Genomic DNA, 19,864 nt, shown 5'->3' with positions numbered 1-19,864 from the left:
GGCGGCCACGGCCGGAGCTGGTTATGGTCGTCGGGTGAACCGACTCGCCGGCGCCACGAGCCCGTACCTGCTCCAGCACAAGGACAACCCGGTCGACTGGTGGCCGTGGTGCGAGGAGGCGTTCGCCGAGGCACGACGGCGGGACGTGCCGGTCATCATCTCGGTCGGCTACGCGGCCTGCCACTGGTGCCACGTCATGGCCCACGAGTCGTTCGAGGACGAGCAGGTCGGCGCCCTGATGAACGAGAACTTCGTGTCGATCAAGGTGGACCGGGAGGAGCGTCCGGACGTCGACGCCGTCTACATGACCGCGACGCAGGCGATGACCGGGCAGGGCGGCTGGCCGATGACCGTCCTCGCCACCCCGGACGGCACCCCGTTCTTCTGCGGGACGTACTTCCCGAAGCCCAACTTCCTCCGCCTGCTGCAGTCGGTCACCACCGCCTGGCGCGACCAGCGCGACGCCGTACTCCGGCAGGGGGCCGCGGTGGTCGAGGCGGTCGGCGGCGCCCAGGCCGTCGGCGGTCCGTCCACCCCGCTCACCGCCGAACTGCTCGACGCCGCCGCGGACCAGCTGGCCAAGGAGTACGATGAGACGCACGGCGGCTTCGGCGGCGCACCGAAGTTCCCGCCGCACATGAATCTGCTCTTCCTGCTGCGGCACCACCAGCGCACCGGCTCGGAGCGCGACTTGGAGCTGGTCCGGCACACCTGCGAGGCGATGGCCCGGGGCGGGATCCACGACCAGCTGGCCGGGGGCTTCGCCCGGTACTCCGTGGACGGGCACTGGACCGTGCCGCACTTCGAGAAGATGCTCTACGACAACGCGCTGCTGCTGCGTGTCTACACACACCTGTGGCGGCTCACCGGTGACCCGATGGCCCGGCGGGTCGCCCGGGACACGGCCCGCTTCCTCGCCGACGAGCTGCACCGGCCCGGCGAGGGCTTCGCGTCGGCGCTGGACGCGGACACCGAGGGCGTCGAGGGCCGCACCTACGTCTGGACGCCCGCCCAGCTCATCGAGGTGCTCGGGGAGGAGGACGGCCGCTGGGCAGCCGACCTGTTCGACGTCACCGAGCAGGGCTCGTTCGAGGGTGGCACGAGCGTGCTGCGGCTGGCCCGGGACGTCGACGACGCCGCCCCGGAGATCCGGCGGCGCTGGCAGGACGTCGTGAGCCGGCTGCTGGTCGTCCGTGACGCGCGCCCCCAGCCCGCCCGCGACGACAAGGTGGTGGCCGCGTGGAACGGCCTCGCGATCACCGCGATCGCCGAGTTCCAGCAGGTCGCCGCCGGGTACGCCGAGGACGCCCCGGGTGACGACGCCAACCTCATGGAGGGCGTCACGATCGTCGCCGACGGCGCCATGCGGGACGCGGCCGAGCACCTCGCCCGGGTGCACCTGGTGGACGGGCGGCTGCGGCGGACCTCCCGGGACGGTCGGGTCGGCGACTCCGCGGGCGTCCTGGAGGACTACGGCTGCGTGGCCGAGGCGTTCTGCGCGATGCACCAGATCACCGGGGAGGGGCGGTGGCTCACCCTGGCCGGGCAGCTCCTCGACGTCGCGCTGGAGCGGTTCGCCGGGCCGGACGGCGGGTTCTACGACACGGCCGACGACGCGGAACGCCTCGTCGCCCGGCCGGCCGATCCCACCGACAACGCCACCCCGTCCGGCCGGTCGGCGGTCGCCGCCGCGCTTGTCGTGTACGCGGCGCTCACCGGGGAGACCCGCTACCGCGAGGCGGCGGAGGCGGCCCTGGCGACCGTGGCGCCGATCGCAGCCCAGCACGCCCGCTTCACCGGGTACGCCGCCACCGTCGGCGAGGCGGTGCTCTCCGGGCCGTACGAGGTGGCCGTGGTCACCGACGACCCGGCCGGGGAGCCGCTGGTCCTGGCGGCGCACCGGCACGCCCCGCCGGGTGCGGTGATCGTGGCCGGGCGGCCGGACCAGCCCGGTGTGCCGCTGCTCGCCGGCCGCCCGATGGTCGACGGGCGGCCCACCGCGTACGCCTGCCGGGGTTTTGTTTGCGACCGACCCGTCACCGATGCCGGCGACCTGGTGACGCAGCTGACCGCCGGCTAGCCCAACCTCGTCGATCATGGACTTGTGGTGCTGAACAAAGGTGACGAAACGGGGCGCGATGGGCACCACAACTCCATGATCGCCGGCAGCGGCGGTGGGCCGGGTGGCGGACGGGCCGGTCGGCGGGCCGGATAGGCTGGCGCCGCTATGGACTCCCGTACCGGTCTGCCCGTTGTCGGCATGGTGGGCGGCGGCCAGCTGGCCCGGATGACCCACCAGGCCGCGATCGCCCTCGGCCAGTCGCTCCGCGTGCTCGCGCTCGCCCCCGACGACGGGGCCGCCCTGGTCGCCGCCGACGTGCAGTACGGCGACCACACCGACCTCGCCGCGCTGCGCACCTTCGCGAAGGGCTGTGACGTGGTCACCTTCGACCACGAGCACGTGCCGACCGAGCACATCGTCACGCTGGCCGCCGAGGGCGTGAAGCTCTTCCCGCCGGCCGAGGCGCTCGTGCACGCGCAGGACAAGCGGGTCATGCGCGAGCGGCTGGCGGCGCTGGGCGCGCCGAACCCGGCCTGGCGGCCGGTCGCCGTTCCCGCCGACCTGGTGTCGTTCGGCGACGAGGTGGGCTGGCCGGTGGTGCTCAAGGCGGCCCGCGGCGGGTACGACGGCCGGGGCGTGTGGATGGCCGAGGACGCCGTCCAGGCGGCGGAGCTGGCCACCACGCTGCTGGCCGGCGGCACCCGCCTCATCGCCGAGGAACGGGTGGCGCTGCGCCGGGAGCTGGCCGTGCAGGTGGCCCGCTCGCCGTTCGGGCAGGTCGCCGCGTACCCGGTGGTGGAGACCGTGCAGCGCGACGGCATCTGCGTCGAGGTCCTGGCGCCCGCGCCGGGCCTGCCGGAGGAACTGGCGGTCGGCGCCCAGCAGCTCGCCATCGACCTGGCCACCGCGCTCGGCGTCGTGGGCCTGCTGGCCGTGGAGCTGTTCGAGGTGGCCGACCCGGCGGCGCCGGCGGGCAGCCGCATCGTCGTGAACGAGCTGGCGATGCGCCCGCACAACTCGGGGCACTGGACGATCGAGGGCGCCCGGACCTCGCAGTTCGAGCAGCACCTGCGGGCGGTGCTCGACTACCCGATGGGAGACACCTCGCTCACCGCCCCCGCCGTGGTCATGGCGAACGTGCTCGGCGGCGAACCGGGCGGCAGGTCCATCGACGAGCGGCTGCACCACCTCTTCGCGGCCGAGCCGGGCGCGAAGGTGCACCTGTACGGCAAGCAGGTGCGGCCCGGCCGCAAGATCGGGCACGTCACGGTGCTCGGCGACGACCTGGACGAGGTACGGACGCGGGCCGCGCGGGCGGCCCGGTGGCTGCGGGAGGGGCGCGACTCGTGACCGTCGGAGTGATCATGGGCAGCGACTCGGACTGGCCGACGATGACGGCCGCGGCCGAGGTGTTGAACGAGTTCGGGGTGCCGTACGAGGTCGAGGTCGTCTCCGCCCACCGCACCCCGGTCAAGATGATCGACTACGGTCGGGCAGCCGCCGGCCGGGGCCTCAAGGTGATCATCGCAGGGGCGGGTGGCGCGGCGGCCCTGCCGGGCATGGTCGCCTCGGTCACCCCGCTGCCGGTGATCGGCGTACCGGTGCCGCTGAAGCACCTGGACGGGATGGACTCGCTGCTCTCCATCGTCCAGATGCCCGCCGGCGTGCCGGTGGCCACCGTGTCGATCGGCAACGCCCGCAACGCCGGCCTGCTCGCGGTCCGGATCCTCGCCGCCAGCGACCCGGCCCTGCTCGACCGGATGTCGGCCTACCAGGCGGACCTGGAGCGGCTGGTCGCGGAGAAGGACGCCGCGCTGCGCGCCTCCCTCGCCTGAGCCGGAACCGGGCGGCCCCGGGACGCGGCGGCCGGGCTACGCCGCGACGTCGATGTACACGCGGCCGGGCGTGCCCGGGATCTCGCCGACCCGGAAGCCGACCACGTCGTCGAGGCCCAGGGCGACGTTGACGACCCCCTCGAAGTCGCCGGTGATCACGTAGCCGCGCAGCATGGGGTAATCCAGCGTCGCCCGTCGCGGCCGTACCGTGGGCTCGCCGCTGTCGGTGTGGGCCTGCGCCGGCCGGAGAGTGATCAAAAGGTACCGGCGGCCCGGCATCGTGACGGTCTCGCCGGACCCGTCCTGCGTCACGGTGTCGACGTAGCGGACCTGGTAGCCGGGCAGGGTGCCGGCGAAGTCGAACGTGATCCGGTCGTAGCCGGGGTGCGCGGCCGACCGGATGCCCTGGAACAGCGGCAGCGGCGGCGCCAGCACCTGCCTCTCCACGGTGACCGGCCCGGTGGTCCAGCCGGCCGCCGGGTCGCCCCCCGGGGTGGTCGCGGGCGGTGCGGTCGGGGTCGCGCCGGCCGGGCTGGTCGGTGCGGCGGAGGTCCCGTCCGGCGTCGCCGGGGCGGACGCGCTGGGACTGCCGGTCTGCGCCGGGCCGGCGTCGTCGTCTCCGCCGCCGCAACCGCCGAGCGCGGCCACGAGCACGAGCAGCGCCACGGTGACCGCTGAAGCCGTCCGTCCCATCACCGTCGTCTCCCCTCCGCGGGCGCCCTCACCCCACCCTTCCACGGTCGCCCGCGGGGGTCCACCGGACCAGGGTCCATCGGCGGCCGGCTATGGGCCGGTCGGCCCTGTCCGGTCCGGTTACGGCGAGTTCGGATGGAGATGACGACGAGACGACAAGGAGGTCGTTATGTCGACGATCGCACGCTGGAAGCGTGGTCCGCTGGCCCCGTTCGACTGGGCCGACCTGTCCCTGTTCCCGATGCTCACGCCCAGCATCCGGATCGAGAACTACCTGGAGGGCGACCAGTACGTCATCAAGGCCGAGCTGCCCGGCATCGACCCGGCCAAGGACGTCCGGATCACGTTCGCTGGTGGTGAGCTGCGGCTGGAGGTGGAGCGCAAGGAGGCGGTCCACGACAAGATCCGCTCCGAGTTCCACTACGGATCCTTCTTCCGGACGATCCCGCTGCCGGCCGGCGCCATCGAGAAGACCATCGCCGCCCGCTACGTCGACGGGATCCTCGAGATCACGGCGAAGGTCGCCGAGCCGACGCCGGTCGCGAAGGAGATCCCGGTCAAGGTCGAGAACGGCAGGAAGAGCTGATCCACCGCCGGGCCGCGTCGAGTTCACCACGCCCGTGGCGGCCTGACCGCCGACCGGCACCCGCTGCCCGTCCCGCGCGACGGCGGCGCGCCGACCGAGTCCGGTCGCCGCGCGGCGCGTCATCGCATGCCGCGCAGGGCGGTCTGGAGGCGTTCCTGGGCCCGGCGGCGGCGCTCGTTGCTCGCGCCGAGGATCAGCAGGAGGATCCCGACGGGGATCAGCGCGAGCCACGGCCCGAGGCTGAACAGTGCGTGGATCGCCGTGATCGCGGTGACCGTGGCACCGACGATCACCGGCGCCTGCTGCTGGCTCATCGAGCCGAAGATCAGCACGGCCACCGCCCCGAGCAGCAGCAGCACCTGGCGCAGCGTGCTGGTGTCGGTGGCCAGGACGATCGCCAGCGTCGGGACGAAGGCCGCCACCAACGCCGGCCCGTACGCCACCCAGCTGCTGATCTCCGGGCGCTGGCGAAGCTCGAGAACGCCGACCAGCAGGGCCAGCGCTGCGAACGGCAGCGTGTACGCCTCGGGCAGCGCCACGTCGGCCACCCGCATCAGGATCCACCAGGCGGTGATCTCGCAGATCACCACCGCCCAGAACAGGATCCGCCGCTCCACCGGGCGGCGGCCGGGCCGGGCCGCCGCCACCCCGAGGACGGCACCCCAGGCGGCGAGCAGGGCGGCGATGTGCCGGGGCGAGTCGTACGCCAGGGCCAGGGCGATCAGGGCGGCCGCGTACCCGCTCCACTCCACGGTGGCCGCCTCGCGCTGCGCCTCCGGACGGCGGAGGCGGGGCAGGGTGGCCGCGAACACCTGGAGGGCCGCGCCGACGGCCAGGACGCCGAACGCGGACCAGACCGCCGCCAGACCGGCGACCAGGCCGGCGGTGAGGACGAAGAGCTGCGCCATGAGCGAGGCGAACAGCCAGCCGAGGATGCGGGCGCGCTGGGTGGTGCCGAAGAGCGCGGCGACCGCGCCGACGCCCACCGCCCCGCCCAGCGTGAAAAGCGTCAGCTCCTGGGTGGCGAGACTGCCGGCCAGGCCCGCGCCGCCGGCGGCGAGACCGATGACGAAGACGAGCACCCGGGCCAGGCGGACCGAGCGGGCGCGCTCCACCAGGGCCGGCGGCGGCGTGAGCGCGAGCCCCAGCATGGCGATGGTGAAGACGGCCAGCCCGGCGAGCGTGTTGGCCCGCCAGCCGAGGCCCAGCGCCACCGGAGTGATCAGCAGGGTCACCGCCGCACCCGGCAGCACCACCGGCACCGCCCGGCTGCGCCGTCCCCCGCTGAAGCCGACGGCGGCCAGCGCGGCGGTGGCGGTCAGCAGCAGGGCGGTGAGCACGTGCGTCGGGTCGACCGCCTCGCGCGGAGGGGCGAGCAGCTCCGGGGGCGGCCCCTGCCAGATCCGGCCGAGGGTGCGCTGCGGCTCGACAAGCGCCACGTAGAGAGCGGGCGCGAGCGAGACGAGCGCCAGCACGGTCGGCAGCGCCGCCGCCGCGAGCGCCCCGGCGGCCGGGCTGACCCGCCAGCGGCGGGTGCCCGGCTCGGGGAACCGCCGCAGGGCGCCGTCGAGGAGGACCGTCCACCGCCGGGCCGGGGCCGCCGCGCCCGCCGGCGGCTCGGTGGCGCCCCGGACCAGCTCGGCGAGGACGCCGAGCAGGGCCGCCGCGGCGGCGTACACGCCGACCGGCACGCCGGTGGGCACCGCGGCGAGCGCGCTCACCGTGGCGCCGCCGGCCACCGCGGCGCTGGCCCCGGGCAGGTACTGCGGAACCCGGCGCCGGGCGGCGGCGACGGCGGCCAGGCCGAGGCTGGACGCGGCCAACGCGGCGGTCAGCACCACCTGCGGCGCGTGGCCGAACTCGGCGGCCAGGGCGGCCACCGCGCCGGGCAGCGCGAGCAGCGCGGCTCCGGTCGCGGCCCCGCCGATCTGCGCCAGGTGCGACGGCATCCCCTCGGCCTCGACGTCGTCCACCAGCGGGGTGGCCAGCATGCGGGCCAGCGCCGCCACCACCACACCGATCAGCGCGATGCTGCCGAGGGCCAGCGCGGTCGTCCACGGCCGCACCAGGCCGGCACCGGCGGCGTGCAGCGCCACCACGCCGGCCACGACGGCCCGGGAGAGCGCGGCACGGGGGTCGACGGAGGCCACCGAAGCCATGCCGTACACGGTGGCCACGGCCGCACCCACCAGCACCGGCGACCACCAGGGCAGCGCGAACGCCGCCGGCGCTCCGATGGTGGCCAGGACGACGGCCGCGCCGGACACGTCGTACCGCCAGGGCGGCGGGAGGAGCACGGCGGCGGCGACGGCGAGCAGTGCCAGCGCGACCGGAGCCTGCCAGGTCGAGCCGCCGGTCGGCGCGGCCGGCCAACCGCTCAGGTCGCCGGCCCAGATCGGTCCCGGCGTGGCGAGGACGCCGAGACCGCCCCGCAGCGCCGACCAACCGGCCAGCAACCCGATAAGCACGCCGCCGAGGGTGAGACCGAGGATCGGGCCGCGCCGCCACTCCTCGGGCAGGGCGCGGGCCGCCACCGCGACGACCAGCAGCAGACCGGCCGCCACGGCCAGCTGCCCGCCCGGCGCGATGACCGCGGCGACCCGGACCAGGGTGGCGATCAGGGCGGCGGTCACCGCCGCGGCGGCCAGGTCCGACCCGTCCAGGGTGAGATCGGAGCGGCGGCCGGCGTCGATGGACGGGGCGAGGAACAACAGGACCGCGGCGACCAGCAGCAGCGCGCCGACCCAGGCGTCCGCGGCCGCGGCGCCGGGCGCGCCGAACGAGGCCGCGGCGACGGCCAGGGCGCCGAGGCCCGCGCCGACGGCCAGGGGCATCGGAAGGTGCCGCTGCGAGACCTGCACGAGCGCGGCGTACCCGAGGGTGACGCAGACCGCGAGGAAGCTCGCCGCCAGCACCGGCACGGTCACCTCGCGGAGACCGGCCGGCGTCGGTGCCGCACCGGCGGGCGCGGTGGCCGTCACGAACGCCGCCACCGCCCCCGGCAGGGCGAACGCGGCACCGCCGGCGGCCCAGGCCGACACGGTGTCCGCCGGCGCCGGAGCGACCCGGACCCGGGGTGCCGCGGCGACCAGCACACCCGCGGCGAAGAGCGTGAGCAGGACCGCGGCGGTCAACGACGGCCGGGTCAGGGCGGCACCCGCACCGAACAGCCCCACCCCGGCGGCGGTCGCGGCGTGCGCCAGCGCCGCCCGCTCGGTCCGCGCCGACAGGCCGACCACCCCGATCACGGCCGCCGCGACCACCATCGGCCACGGCGCACCCACCCACCCCAACCCGAACGAGGCGGGTACGGCCAGCGCGGTGAGGGCCGCACCGACCACCGCGAACTCCCGGCGGATCTCCGGCGGCAGGGCCACCACGGCGGCCACGGTCAGCAGCAGGGCGCTCGCGGCGAGCTGACCGGTGGCCGGGCCGGCCTCCGCGGCCAGCTCGGCCGCGTAGCCGTCGAGGTCGGCGGCCCACGCCGGCAACGCGGCCCGGACCGCGGCCACCCCGGCGCGCAGCGCGCCGCCGGCCACGACGACACCGCTCACGGTCAGCGCGATGGCGGCGGCGAACTGCGGACCGCGCCGGGCGTTCTCCGGGAGCGCGCGCACGGCCAGCCCGGTGACCGCGATGACGATGGCGATCAGCAGCAACGACCGCCCGGGCAGCGCGACCGAGACGATCCGGCTAAGCGCGCCGATCACGGCGAGCGTGAGGATGCCGGCGCCGACGTCGGGCAGCGGCGGGCGGCGCAGCGCCAGGGTCCCGACGTACGTGACGGCGGCGGCGAGCAGCAGCGCCGCGCCCGCCCCCACCGCGGCCGGAACGGTCGCCGCCTGCAACAGCGCGGTGACGGCGTACGCGAGGGCGACCGCGGCCGTGACGGCGTGCAGCCCGAAGGCCAGCTCGCGCAGCCACGGGACCGGGCGGGCGTTCGGGGCGGCGTCGTCCGGTACGCCGGCGAGCACCTCGCCGGCCTCCTCCGGGGCACCCTCGGGACGGCCCTCGGCCCGGCGCTGGCGGGGTGCAACGGGGCTGTCGTCCGGCCGGCCCGGCTCCTGCCCGGCGCCGGTCGGGGGCGCCGGAGGCGGCTCGGGCAGGTCCCGGCGGACCGGCCGCTCCACGGTGACCGCCGAGCCGGCCAGCCACAGGTCGAGCACGGCCACGAGGGTCAACACGGCCGCCCAGCCCGTCGGGCCGTCGATCCGGTCGTACGCGAACAGCGGCAGGACCGGCTGAGCGGCCAGCACGGTGGCGAAGCGTGGAGCGCGCAGCCCGGTCCACCCGGCGTACGCGAACGCCACGCCGGCGGTGACCGCGAAGATCGTCCCGGCGAACACGGCGCCGGACGCGCCGCCGTTGCCGATGCGGTCCACGGCCCACAGCGCGTAGCCGGCCAGCGGCACGAGCAGCAGGCCGACGGCGGAGACGGTCTCGGCGGTCGAGGTGAGGCCCCGCCGGGCCAGGATCGGCGGGGCGAGCAGCATCAGTACCGTGGCGAGGACCAGCACGCCCAGCCGGGCGAGCGCGTCCATGGAGCTGGTGGCCACCGCGGCGAAGACCACCGCGGCGACGCCGAGCAGCAGCGCGCCCAGCCCGAGGGGGATGTTCTGCACCTCGCGGCTGGAGGCCTCGGGTGGATGTTCCGGGTCGTCGGCGTCGAGCCAGACGGCGGTCGTGGGCGGTGGCGGCGGGACGTCCGACCCCGGCGGGCTGCCCTGCCGGGGGACGCGGGGTGGCGCGCCGGTGCCCGCGGTCGGCGGACGGCGGGACGGGCGGCGGCGCAGCACCCGCCGCGGTCGGGTCGCCTGCTTGAGGCGCTCCTCACCGGCGTGGGCGAGGATGTCCCGCTGGAACAGGGCTGCCTGCATCTTCGCGGCGATCTGCCGCTGCTCGCGCGCGATCTCGGCGTCGCGCGCCTTCATCTCCGCGATGGACCGTTCGATCTCCGCCAGGTGTTCGAGCCACTGCGGCTGTTCCGCCCCGCACCGTGGGCAGCGGACGGCCGGCTTGATCTCCCGGCCGCACGAGGAGCACTGAAAGCTCGCCACGACACCCCTCCACCCGCACTGTGGACTCCCACTGTCGCAGCATGCCCAATGCCGGCGTGGATTTCGACAGTTGTCGGCGGGTCCGGGACGGCGCGCTCCCCGCGTAGACGAGGACGGCCGGCCGCGGAGCGCGTCCGCGACCGGCCGGTGAAGTCCTCGGTCAGGGCCGGCCCATGCCCCGGTACTCCCAGCCGGCCTGCGTCCACAGTGCCTGGTCGAGGCAGTTGCGGCCGTCGACCACCTTGCGGCCGGCGACGAGCTCGCCGAGGGCGACCGGGTCGGCGTTGCGGAAGTCGGCCCACTCGGTCAGGACGCAGACCAGGTCGGCGCCGGTGACCGCCTCGTTGACGCCGGGCTCGTAGGTCAGCTCGGGGGCCACCGCGCGGGCGCGCTCCATGCCCTGCGGGTCGTACACGTGCACGTCCGCCCCGGCCTTGCGGAGCAGCGACGCGACCGCGAGGGCCGGCGCGTCGCGGACGTCGTCGGTGTTGGGCTTGAAGGTCGCGCCCAGCACGCCGATCCGCGTGCCGGACAGGTCCGGGCCGGCCGGCCCGGAGCGGCGGCCGAGCAGCTCGGCGGCGAGCTGGACCACCCGGGTCCGGCGGCGCAGGTTGATCAGGTCGACCTCGTGCAGGAAGCGCAGCGCCTCGCCGGCGCCGAGTTCCTGGGCGCGGGCCTGGAAGGCCCGGATGTCCTTGGGCAGGCAGGCGCCGCCGAAGCCGAGCCCGGCCTGCAGGAACCGGTTGCCGATCCGCGGGTCGAAGCCGATCGCCCGGGCGAGGTGGGTCACGTCGCCGCCGGCGGCCTCGCAGACCTCCGCCATCGCGTTGATGAACGAGATCTTGGTGGCGAGGAAGGCGTTCGCGGCGACCTTGACCAGCTCGGCGGTCGCGAAGTCGGTGACCACCAGGGGCACCTCGCGGTCCTCGGTGGCGGCCAGGTCGAAGACCCCCTTGTGGGCGGCGTAGAGCATGCCGTTGGCCCACTCGCTCTTGACCCCGACCACGATCCGGTTGGGGCGCAGCACATCGTCGACGGCGAAGCCCTCCTGGAGGAACTCCGGGCTCCACGCCACCTCGACGCCCAGGTCGACCGGCGTGTGCTTGCTCACCAGCTGCTCGACCCACTCGGCCGTGCCGACCGGGACGGTGGACTTGCCGACGATCAGCGCCTTGCGGTCGAGGTGCTGGGCGAGGCTGGTGACGGCGGCCTCGACGTACGACAGGTCGGCGCCCATCCCGTCCGCGCGCTGGGGGGTGCCGACGCAGATGAAGTGCACGTCACCGAACTCGGCCACCTCGGCCATGTCGGTGCTGAACCGCAGCCGCCCGGCCGCGAGGTTGCGCTTGAGCAGCTCGTCGAGGCCGGGCTCGTGGATCGGCACCTCGCCGGCGTTGAGCATGCCGATCTTGTCGGCGTCCACGTCGAAGCCGAGCACCTCGTACCCCAGCTCCGCGTAGCAGATGGCGTACGTCGCACCGAGGTACCCGGTGCCGAGGAAGGTGACCCGTGGGCGGGCGGCGCCGGACGGGGGTGTCACCGAGCCGATCGGCGGGACCGGCTGGGTGTTCGGGTACGGGATCGTCACGCCTGTCTTCTCCGCTCGCACTGGCGCCGCGTACGCGTCGCATCCTGCTGCGGCGCCTGCCCGGGCACCGGAGGTTTGTCTCGTTCTGTCCTGTTGTGCCGTCGTAAGCGGGGCGTGCGGGACGTCCCGAACCTACGCGGCGGTAACTTCGCCTGACCGGGTAGCTATCCTCTAGTCTGCGCCGTCCCCGGCCAGGTGACGTTACAGACTGCGCATGATAGCGGTGAAGGGGAGGGGCCGACATGGCCGCAGAGCAATCGTTCGACGTCTACCGGCTGACGGATGAGCACCAGGCCGTCCGGGAGGCGGTCCGTGAGGTCTGTGCGGCCAAGGTGGCACCGCACGCCGCGGAGGCCGACGAGACCGGCGAGTTCCCGAAGGCGTCCTACGACGCGCTGCGGGTCGCCGATTTCCACGCACCGCACATCCCGGTCGAGTACGGCGGCGCCGGCGCGGACGCCCTGGCCACGGCCATCGTGATCGAGGAGGTCGCGCGGGCCTGCGCGTCGTCCTCGCTGATCCCGGCGGTCAACAAGCTGGGCACCATGCCGCTGCTCCTGGCCGGGTCCGAGGAGCTCAAGCGCAAGTACCTGACGCAGGTCGCGTCCGGGGACGCGATGTTCTCGTACTGCCTGTCCGAGCCGGAGGCGGGCAGCGACGCCGCCTCGATGACCACCCGCGCGGTCCGGGACGGTGACCACTGGGTGCTCAACGGCGTGAAGCGGTGGATCACCAACGCCGGGGTGTCCGAGTTCTACACGGTCTTCGCCGTTACCGACCCGTCCGCCCGCTCCCGGGGCATCTCGGCCTTCGTGGTCGAGAAGTCCGACCCCGGGGTCAGCTTCGGCGCCCCCGAGAAGAAGCTCGGCATCAAGGGTTCGCCGACCCGCGAGGTCTACCTGGACGACGTCCGCATCCCGGCCGACCGCATGATCGGCGCGGAGGGCACCGGTTTCGCCACCGCCATGCGGACCCTGGACCACACCCGGGTGACGATCGCGGCGCAGGCCGTCGGGATCGCGCAGGGCGCGCTCGACTACGCCAAGGGGTACGTGCAGGAGCGCAAGCAGTTCGGCAAGGCGGTCGCCGAGTTCCAGGGCATCCAGTTCATGCTCGCCGACATGGGCATGAAGCTGGAGGCGGCGCGGCAGTTGACGTACGCCGCGGCGGCCCGGTCGGAGCGCGGCGACGCGGACCTGACGTACTTCGGCGCGGCGGCCAAGTGCTTCGCCTCCGACGCCGCCATGGAGATCACCACCGACGCGGTGCAGCTGCTCGGCGGCTACGGCTACACCCGCGACTACCCGGTCGAGCGGATGATGCGGGACGCCAAGATCACCCAGATCTACGAGGGCACCAACCAGGTGCAGCGCATCGTGGTGGCCCGCCAGCTGCTCAAGGACTGATGATCGGATCGCCCGGCGGGCGGCGCGACGGCTGCCCGGCCGCCGCCCGCCCGGCGATGGCCAGCGCCGTGCGCGGCACCGCCACCCGCTGCCACCCCGCGACGGCGCGCCGGATCTCCCCAACCAGCAGCCGCCCGTAGCTGGTGAGGCCATCCGTGGCCAGGAGCGCCTCGGCCATCTCCCGGCAGGCCGCGCGCAGGCGGCTGAACTCCACCTGGGCGACCAGCCGGCCGCGCGGCTGCGCCTCACGGTGCCACTGCCGGTGCCAGAAGCCGAGCACGCTCGCGTGCGCGTACACGCCCTGCACCAGGGCGGGCAACGGGCGGGGGTCGGGCCGCCACGGCGCGGGCAGGCGCAGGTCATGGTGCGGCTCGACGAGCGGGAACAGGTCGGCCAGGGCAGCGAGTTTGCTGTGCTGCAACTCGTGCACCAGCGCGGCCGCCAGCGCCGGCGGATCACCCCCGGCGGACAGGGCGACGCAACCGGCTCCGGCCGGGTGGGTGCCGCTGACCAGTCCGTGCCCGCTGTCGGCCCGACCCGGATCCGGGCCGGGCGACGGGTCGCCCGCCGCGGGCGCACCGGCGGGCGCGCGTGCCGGTGGGTCACCGGCCGCCACGGGCCGACGGGACACCGGCATCACCATGCTGATGGCCGCGGCCACCTCCCGGGCGCTGTGCCGGTGGTGTACCGCGAGCAGCCACCAGGCGTCAGCGAGGGACGCGTGCAGCAGGTCCGCCTCCGCGCGTGACACCGGCCGCGCGGTCGCCGGGTCGGCGAGGGTCCACAGCCGGTCCAGGCTGATGTCCACGCCGCTGCGGCTGCGCAGCCGGGGCAGGGGTGACCAGACCGGGCCGTCCGGCAACGCCGGCCGGGACACCGGTACACCGTCCACCGACATCGCTCCCGGGTTCACCTCCAGGACGACGGTGCCAGCCCGACCCGGGACGCGTAGGTGGCCGAGTCCGGGAAGCGCGAACACGCCGCGCACGTCGGTGGGTGTCGGAAAGTCGACACGCGCACGGGACCGGGCGGCAAGCGCCACCGCAGCGGCTACCTGGGCCAGAGCCGCCGGCCGGGCGGACGCCGGGTCGGCCGAGCGCAGGGTCGCCAGCGTGTCCGCGATCCACACCCCGACCGTCGGGTAGAGCAGGATCCGTCGAGTGGCCTCCGGGTGCGCCGTACGCAGGCGGACGAGCTGCCGCCACGCCCGCGCGACGGGTTCCGCGTCCGGGTGCGCCCGTTCGGCGGTCAGGTCGACCATCGCTCGCAGGCTCAACAGGTTGCGGCTGTAGCGTGCGGCGAACAACCGATCGACGCCGACCGGTCCGCCGCCGCCGCGAGCCACCGCACGGAACGACTCCACCGGCATCCGGTGCTGGGTGATCCCCATGCTGCCTCCGGTGCCGCCACTCGACGGCGAGGACGGTGAACATCTATGAAAGCTACGATATGTTACTGGCGAAACGCTGGCTGTGCTCGTCGTGGGCGCCGGGGCGGATCCGAAGGAGAGGCGGCATGCCGGGGAGGACGGGGGGTGAGCCCCGAGCACTGATCTCCGAACTGCTCGATGTGGACAGTCTGGATCAGACCGATCTGGACACGTTGTCCGGGATTCGGTTGCACCGTTCGCTGCGGCGGCTGGTCGACGAAACTGGCGGGCGTCCGGCGGACTTCCTCTGGTTCGACAACGTCTCCGGCCTGGTTCCCCAAGGAGCTGACCGCCCGTCGAGGTCGGAAGATGCCGGCGGCGCGGGCGGCGACGGCCGCCCGGAGCGCCGGTGACCGGTCGGGTGGGGCCGGCGGGCGGGTCCCCGGCGGGCTCCACGCAGGTGGTGACGTTCCTGGCGCCCTCCGGGAGGGTGGGGCGTACCCGCATCGTGAGCAATCTGGGTTGGATGCTCGCCCGGTCCGGCCAGCGCGTGCTCGTGGTCGACGTCGGTCGCGGCGCCTCCCGAGTACACGAGCACCTGCGGACCTTCCACACCGAGGAGTGGCCGGTTGCCGAGCAGCTGCCACCGGGCCTCACCCGGCTGCTGTTCGCCGCCCGCGGCGCCGCGACCGCACCGGAACCGGTCCTCCGGCGGTACGCGGCAGCGCCAGGCCGGCTGGATCTGGTCTGGATCCCCGACCCGGCCCCGTCGTCGCCCGACGGCGTCGGCGACGTCTCGCGCAGCGAACTGCGCCGGCAGCTGCGTTTCACCGAGTACGACACGGTGCTGCTGGTGCCCGGGCTCACCGGCGACTGGGTGGCCCGGTGGGTCGCGGTGCTCTGCGACACCATGGCCGTGTGCTTCCCTGACGACCGTGCCTGGCTGGCCGAGGCGGTACGGCTGGCCGGGCAGGTGCACCAGGCGGCCCCCGCCGGCATCCGGCTGGTCTCGGTGACCACCGGCCTGTCCGATCAGGACCCGGCGGTCGTCGCGCGGCACCGTGCGGAGACCAGGCTCCGCTTCACCGACGCGCTCGGGCTGCCGACGGACAGCGACGACCTGGTGACGGTCGAGCTGCCGGCCGTCGCGAGCGGGCCGGCTCTCGTGCCGCTGCTCGAGGAGTCGGCGCACCAGACCCGGCTGCTCGACGCGTACGGCGGGTTGATGGCCGCCGTCACCGAGGACCGGCTGGATTCGGTTGCGCCGGAGCCGCTGCCGGCCCGCACCCGCTACCGGTACGCCCAGGGACGGGTCCTGCCCGACGGGCCGGGCGCGATGACGGTCACCTATCCGGCCCCGCAACGGCCCTGGGCCGACTGGCTCCGTGCCGAGCTCGCCGGCCTGGGGGTGGACGGACGGCCGTGGTCGTCGATCGAGGCGGATCCTCCCGGTGCGGCGGCGACCCTTCTGGCGGTGGTGCCGTGGGACGGCTCCGCCGATGACTGGCTGATCCGGCGCAGCGAGGAGGCCCACACCCGGGGCTGCTCCGAGTTGCTGGTGGTCCGCACCGGCGACCCGCCACCGGACGGACCGTCCGCCGAGCGGTCCTGCCACGTCGACCTCGCCGGGTGCGCGCCTGAGGTGGCCCGGCAACGCCTCGCCGGGGCGCTCGGGCTGGCGGGACTGACGTCGGCGGACGACGAGGGCCGGGACCGGCACTGGGCACTGCCGGGCGGGCCGGATCCGGTCATGTTCCGGGTGCCCCGTCGCCGCCGCCGCTTCGTCGGACGGGACCGGGGCCTGGAGAAGCTGCGAGACGCTCTGCTGTCCGGGCCGCGGGGCGGTGTGGTCGAGTTGTGCGGTCCGGCGGCGGTCGGCAAGACCAGTCTGCTCGCGGAGTACGCGTACCGCTTCCGCCACGACTACGAGCTGATCGCGTGGATCGCTGCCGACAGCCGGTACGACGTGCGGAGCGCGCTCGTCGATCTGGCCGTCGAACTCGGCGTGGATCCGAAGGGGCATCCCGTTCGGGAGGTGTTGCAGGAGCTGAGCAGGCGTTCCGGGAATTGGCTGCTGGTGTACGACGGCGCCGATGAGGAGGACCTGACCGGGCTCCTGCCCGAGGGAGCCGGCCACGTCGTGCTCACCCGCCGGGTCTCCACCGGCGATCCGAACGCGACGGTGCTGACCCTCGGCGAGCTGGTCGAGGATGAGGCGGTGGAGCTGCTGACCAGCCGGGTGCCGGGGCTGTCCGAAGGCGCGGCGGCGACCATCGTGCGGACCGTCGGCGGCCTGCCGCTGGACCTGCGGCTCGCGGCGGGCCTTCTCGGGCAGGCCGGCATCCTGCTCAACCAGCGACAGGGCGCGGCTGAGTCCAGGGCGGCCGACAGCGTCGTACCGGCGTTCTGCGCCGCGGTGGCCGAGCGCGACCCCGCGCTTCCGCCGTCGACCCGGATCATTCAGGTGGGGCTGGCGCTGATGAGCGAGAAGCTGCCCGGCCGGATGGCCGTGGTGCTGCTCCAGGCCTGCGCCTTCGCCTCACCGCTCGGCATGTCGCTGGCCATCGTCCGTTCGCGTGCCATGCGGGCGCAACTCGCCGCCGCGCTGCCGGTGGAGGAGGCGCAGATGCTCCGGCTCGACGCCGGGGAGATGGATCGGGCCCTGGCGACGGCCGCCCGGTACCGGCTGCTCGACGTCGACTGGGGCAGAAGTGGACGGCTGCGGATGCACTCGCTGGTCCAGCAGGTGCTGCTCCGCGAGATGCCCGACGAGGAGCGGGCGGAGCGGCGCGCCCAGTTCCTGCGCGGACTTGCCGACAGCGCACCACCGTCCGTGGCCGCCGACCTGCCCGAGCGCCGCGAGCTGCACCGGCACCTGCAGGGTTCGGGTGGCCTCGACGCCGACGGCCCGGACGAGGTCCGCAGGTTGATCGTCGAGCAGCTCGAACATCTGCTGGTCCGGGGCAGCCATGAGGGACGGGAGGCGCTGCGACTGTGGGAGCCGGTGCTGCGGCGCTGGCTGGACCGGCACGGTTGGAGCGACCGGCTGACCCTCCAGCTCGCCACCCGACTGGCCGATGTGCACCGGTCGCTCGGCCGGTACGACGACGCCCACCGGATCAGTCGCGACGCGCTCCGGGAAGGGCTGGCACTGCTCGGCCCGGACCACCCCCGGGTCCTGGTGACCCGGCGCGGTCTAGCCGGCGACCTTCGCGGGCTGGGCCAGTTCCGGGCGGCCCTGGTGGAGGACCAGACCACCTGGCGCGGTTTCCGCGACCAGTTGGGCAACGACCACCCGGAGACGTTGATCGCCGCGCACAACCTGGCCACGTCCCTGTACCTCGCCGGCCGGGTGGACGAGGCGGTCGACGAGGCGTGTCGTACGCTGGACCGGCGGCAGCGGTTGCTGGGCCGGCGCCATCCCAGCAACCTCCGACTGCTGAACGACATCGGCCGGTACCTGTCCGAGCTGGGCGACCTGGATCAGGCACGGCGGCTGCTCTTCGACGCCCAGCAGCGTCGTCAACACGAACTCGGCCAGCGCGACGAGGACGAGCTCCTGCTACGTATCCGCCGGAGCCTCGCCGTGACCGAGCGACGCCGTGGGCATCCGAGCCGGGCGAAGGAGCTCAACAGCCAGGTGTACGTCACGCTGCGGCGCATGTTGGGTGAGGACGCCCCGCTGACCCGCGGCTCACGGGTCAGCCTCGCCGTCGACTATCACCTCACCGGGGAGGCCGCGGACGCGATCCGGTTCATCGAGGAGAGTCTGACCGGCTACGAGCGCGACCTCGGGGCGGCCCACCCGTTCGCCGAGGTGTGCCGCAGCCTGCGTTCCGTGCTGCTGCGCCCGGCGCAGGACGGACAGGCCGTGGTGGAGGGCGCGAAGGCGGTGGCAGGCCTCGAGACCAGCCTCGGCCCTGGACACCCCTGGGTCGTGGCCGGGATGGTCAACCAGGCGGGCAACCTCGCCGTGGCCGGCGAGCCGGACGCCGCGGACCGACTGCTGCGCGCCGCGCTCGGGCAGGGCCGCGCGTTCCTCGGGCCCGGTCACCCGTACCTGGCCGCGGCGCGCCGGACGTTGGCGACCGTGATCAGCGCCGGCGAGGTCGACGGTGGGCACGAGATCGACAATGTCACCTTCGGCTTCGTCGACATGGAGGTACCGGAAACATGAGCGCCGACAACGCGGCGGACGCCGCCGTCGCCCGCGCGGACACGCCAGCGGACCCGACGACGGACGACGGCCGGGTCCGGTCGGTCTCCGTCACCGTCGGCAGCCACCTCGCGGACCGGCCACCGGCGGCGCTCGGGCTGTGCGAGGACCTCGTCGCCGGGTCGCCGACGCTTGCGCATCTGGCCCGCTACACCTCCGGTACCTGCGACTTCGCGGTCGACGCCGACGGCCCGGGGCCGTCGGTGGCGGAGCGCCAGCTGATCGGTCGTGATGTGGTGTACGCGATGGTCGCGCTGGATGCGCAGCTCCGTGGTGCCCGTAGTGGCGACCTGGTGCGGCTGCTGCTGCACACCGAGCGGGGCGCCCTGATCGGCCTCGCCGTTCTGCGTGAGCAGTACCTGATCGCGCTCACCTGGCCGGACACCGCGCTCGGCGCACCCGACGAGGCCGTGGAGGCGGTCCGGCACACGGATGCCGCGCTGTCCGCCCTGGCGAACCAGTTGCGTCGGGCGGTGAGTCAGCGTCCGGCCGACTACGGCGGATGGCTCGAACTCACCGACGCGGAGCGGGCCGCCATCGTCCGGTCCGCACCCGCGGCAACCAGGTCTTCGCTGGACGCGGGCGGTCTGCCCGCACGAACCTGGGCACTCAACGACACCGTCGAGTCACTGACGGCCGTCTGCCGCCAGTACCTGAGCGTCGACGGCCTGCACTTCGCCGCCGTCTGCCGGCCCGGGGAGGTGCTGGCCACGGCGGACGTCCTCGACGACCCCCGGCTGGTGGCGTTCTTCGACGGCACGTCCCCCGAAGCACGCCGCAACTTCTACGCGGCGCTGGGCAGGCGCGCGGACGTGCAACTGCGGACGCTGATCCGGGCCGCGCACCCCGCGGTCGGAGCCGAGGTGCGCCGCCTGGTCCTCGACGTGGAGCAGGGTGAGATCTACTGCCTCCCGCTGGCGGCGGAGCACTACCTGATCGCCGCCACCCTTGACCAACACCGCGTGCGCGCCGCGGAGGAGCAGGCCCTGGCACTGGGGCGGGCGCTGCCCTGACAGCTCCCGCGCCGATCCGGCGGCGCCCGGGAAGCCGCG

At 74.6% G+C, this 19,864-nt stretch carries 12 protein-coding genes; 8 read left to right on the top strand and 4 right to left on the bottom strand.

Going from position 1 to position 19,864, the window contains the following annotated elements:
• The first annotated feature begins 34 nt into the window (after nucleotides 1-34).
• From ABTW87_RS14695 to purE, 3 genes are all read left to right on the top strand, one after another.
• Nucleotides 35-2,080 carry a thioredoxin domain-containing protein gene (locus ABTW87_RS14695; protein ID WP_350651320.1) on the top strand — a complete coding sequence of 682 codons (2,046 nt, stop codon included), beginning with the start codon at nucleotides 35-37 and terminating at the stop codon, nucleotides 2,078-2,080.
• Between the two features lie 147 nt (nucleotides 2,081-2,227).
• Nucleotides 2,228-3,412, top strand: a complete 1,185-nt coding sequence (locus ABTW87_RS14690) for a 5-(carboxyamino)imidazole ribonucleotide synthase (RefSeq protein WP_350651319.1) — start codon at nucleotides 2,228-2,230, stop codon at nucleotides 3,410-3,412.
• Between the two features lie 14 nt (nucleotides 3,413-3,426).
• The gene (purE, locus tag ABTW87_RS14685; RefSeq protein WP_350651388.1) at nucleotides 3,427-3,897 is read left to right on the top strand and encodes a 5-(carboxyamino)imidazole ribonucleotide mutase; all 471 of its coding nucleotides are present in this window, start codon (nucleotides 3,427-3,429) and stop codon (nucleotides 3,895-3,897) included.
• 36 nt (nucleotides 3,898-3,933) lie between these two features.
• On the opposite strand, the gene ABTW87_RS14680 is transcribed toward purE, so the two are convergent.
• Entirely contained in the window at nucleotides 3,934-4,590 is a 657-nt protein-coding gene (locus ABTW87_RS14680; protein ID WP_502891583.1) for an AMIN-like domain-containing (lipo)protein, read from the bottom strand.
• A 169-nt stretch (nucleotides 4,591-4,759) separates the two neighbouring features.
• On the opposite strand from ABTW87_RS14680, the gene ABTW87_RS14675 reads away from it, so the two are divergent.
• Entirely contained in the window at nucleotides 4,760-5,176 is a 417-nt protein-coding gene (locus ABTW87_RS14675) for an Hsp20/alpha crystallin family protein (protein ID WP_350651317.1), read from the top strand.
• Nucleotides 5,177-5,295: 119 nt separating this feature from the next.
• Here ABTW87_RS14675 and ABTW87_RS14670 read toward each other — a convergent pair whose 3' ends face one another.
• Nucleotides 5,296-10,233 (bottom strand): SCO7613 C-terminal domain-containing membrane protein, encoded by a 4,938-nt coding sequence (locus ABTW87_RS14670; RefSeq protein WP_350651316.1) that lies wholly within the window; start codon nucleotides 10,231-10,233, stop codon nucleotides 5,296-5,298.
• A gap of 160 nt (nucleotides 10,234-10,393) precedes the next feature.
• Entirely contained in the window at nucleotides 10,394-11,821 is a 1,428-nt protein-coding gene (locus tag ABTW87_RS14665) for a UDP-glucose dehydrogenase family protein (RefSeq protein WP_350651315.1), read from the bottom strand.
• Nucleotides 11,822-12,063: 242 nt separating this feature from the next.
• On the opposite strand from ABTW87_RS14665, the gene ABTW87_RS14660 reads away from it, so the two are divergent.
• Nucleotides 12,064-13,227 carry an acyl-CoA dehydrogenase family protein gene (locus ABTW87_RS14660; RefSeq protein WP_350651314.1) on the top strand — a complete coding sequence of 388 codons (1,164 nt, stop codon included), beginning with the start codon at nucleotides 12,064-12,066 and terminating at the stop codon, nucleotides 13,225-13,227.
• Here the strand turns inward: ABTW87_RS14660 and ABTW87_RS14655 are convergent.
• A complete protein-coding gene (locus ABTW87_RS14655) occupies nucleotides 13,217-14,617 on the bottom strand; it encodes an aKG-HExxH-type peptide beta-hydroxylase (protein ID WP_350651313.1) in 1,401 nt (466 codons plus the stop codon). The genes ABTW87_RS14660 and ABTW87_RS14655 overlap by 11 nt on opposite strands.
• Before the next feature lie 35 nt (nucleotides 14,618-14,652).
• Between ABTW87_RS14655 and ABTW87_RS14650 the strand changes: the two genes are divergently transcribed.
• From ABTW87_RS14650 to ABTW87_RS14640, 3 genes are read left to right on the top strand one after another with little or no spacing between them, the layout of a single operon-like run.
• Entirely contained in the window at nucleotides 14,653-15,009 is a 357-nt protein-coding gene (locus ABTW87_RS14650) for a hypothetical protein (RefSeq protein WP_350651312.1), read from the top strand.
• On the top strand, nucleotides 15,006-18,773 hold the full coding sequence (fxsT, locus tag ABTW87_RS14645) for an FxSxx-COOH system tetratricopeptide repeat protein (RefSeq protein WP_350651311.1): 3,768 nt from the start codon (nucleotides 15,006-15,008) through the stop codon (nucleotides 18,771-18,773). The genes ABTW87_RS14650 and fxsT overlap by 4 nt, the downstream gene beginning before the upstream one ends.
• On the top strand, nucleotides 18,770-19,825 hold the full coding sequence (locus ABTW87_RS14640; protein ID WP_350651310.1) for a hypothetical protein: 1,056 nt from the start codon (nucleotides 18,770-18,772) through the stop codon (nucleotides 19,823-19,825). Before fxsT ends, ABTW87_RS14640 begins: the two co-directional genes overlap by 4 nt.
• The last annotated feature ends 39 nt before the right edge of the window (nucleotides 19,826-19,864 follow it).

This window comes from Micromonospora sp. NPDC126480, assembly GCF_040302465.1.
Classification (GTDB): Bacteria; Actinomycetota; Actinomycetes; order Mycobacteriales; family Micromonosporaceae; genus Micromonospora.
Note: the sequence above shows the minus strand (reverse complement) of the source record. Positions and strands in the feature narration are given on the sequence as shown.

Bases quoted from the DNA above. Each gene is read 5' to 3' on its own strand.
- ABTW87_RS14690 (WP_350651319.1), top strand. From the start codon at position 2,228: ATGGACTCCCGTACCGGTCTGCCCGTTGTCGGCATGGTGGGCGGCGGC.
- purE (WP_350651388.1), top strand. From the start codon at position 3,427: ATGGGCAGCGACTCGGACTGGCCGACGATGACGGCCGCGGCCGAGGTG.
- ABTW87_RS14680 (WP_502891583.1), bottom strand. From the start codon at position 4,590: ATGGGACGGACGGCTTCAGCGGTCACCGTGGCGCTGCTCGTGCTCGTG.
- ABTW87_RS14675 (WP_350651317.1), top strand. From the start codon at position 4,760: ATGTCGACGATCGCACGCTGGAAGCGTGGTCCGCTGGCCCCGTTCGAC.
- ABTW87_RS14660 (WP_350651314.1), top strand. From the start codon at position 12,064: ATGGCCGCAGAGCAATCGTTCGACGTCTACCGGCTGACGGATGAGCAC.
- ABTW87_RS14655 (WP_350651313.1), bottom strand. From the start codon at position 14,617: ATGGGGATCACCCAGCACCGGATGCCGGTGGAGTCGTTCCGTGCGGTG.
- ABTW87_RS14640 (WP_350651310.1), top strand. From the start codon at position 18,770: ATGAGCGCCGACAACGCGGCGGACGCCGCCGTCGCCCGCGCGGACACG.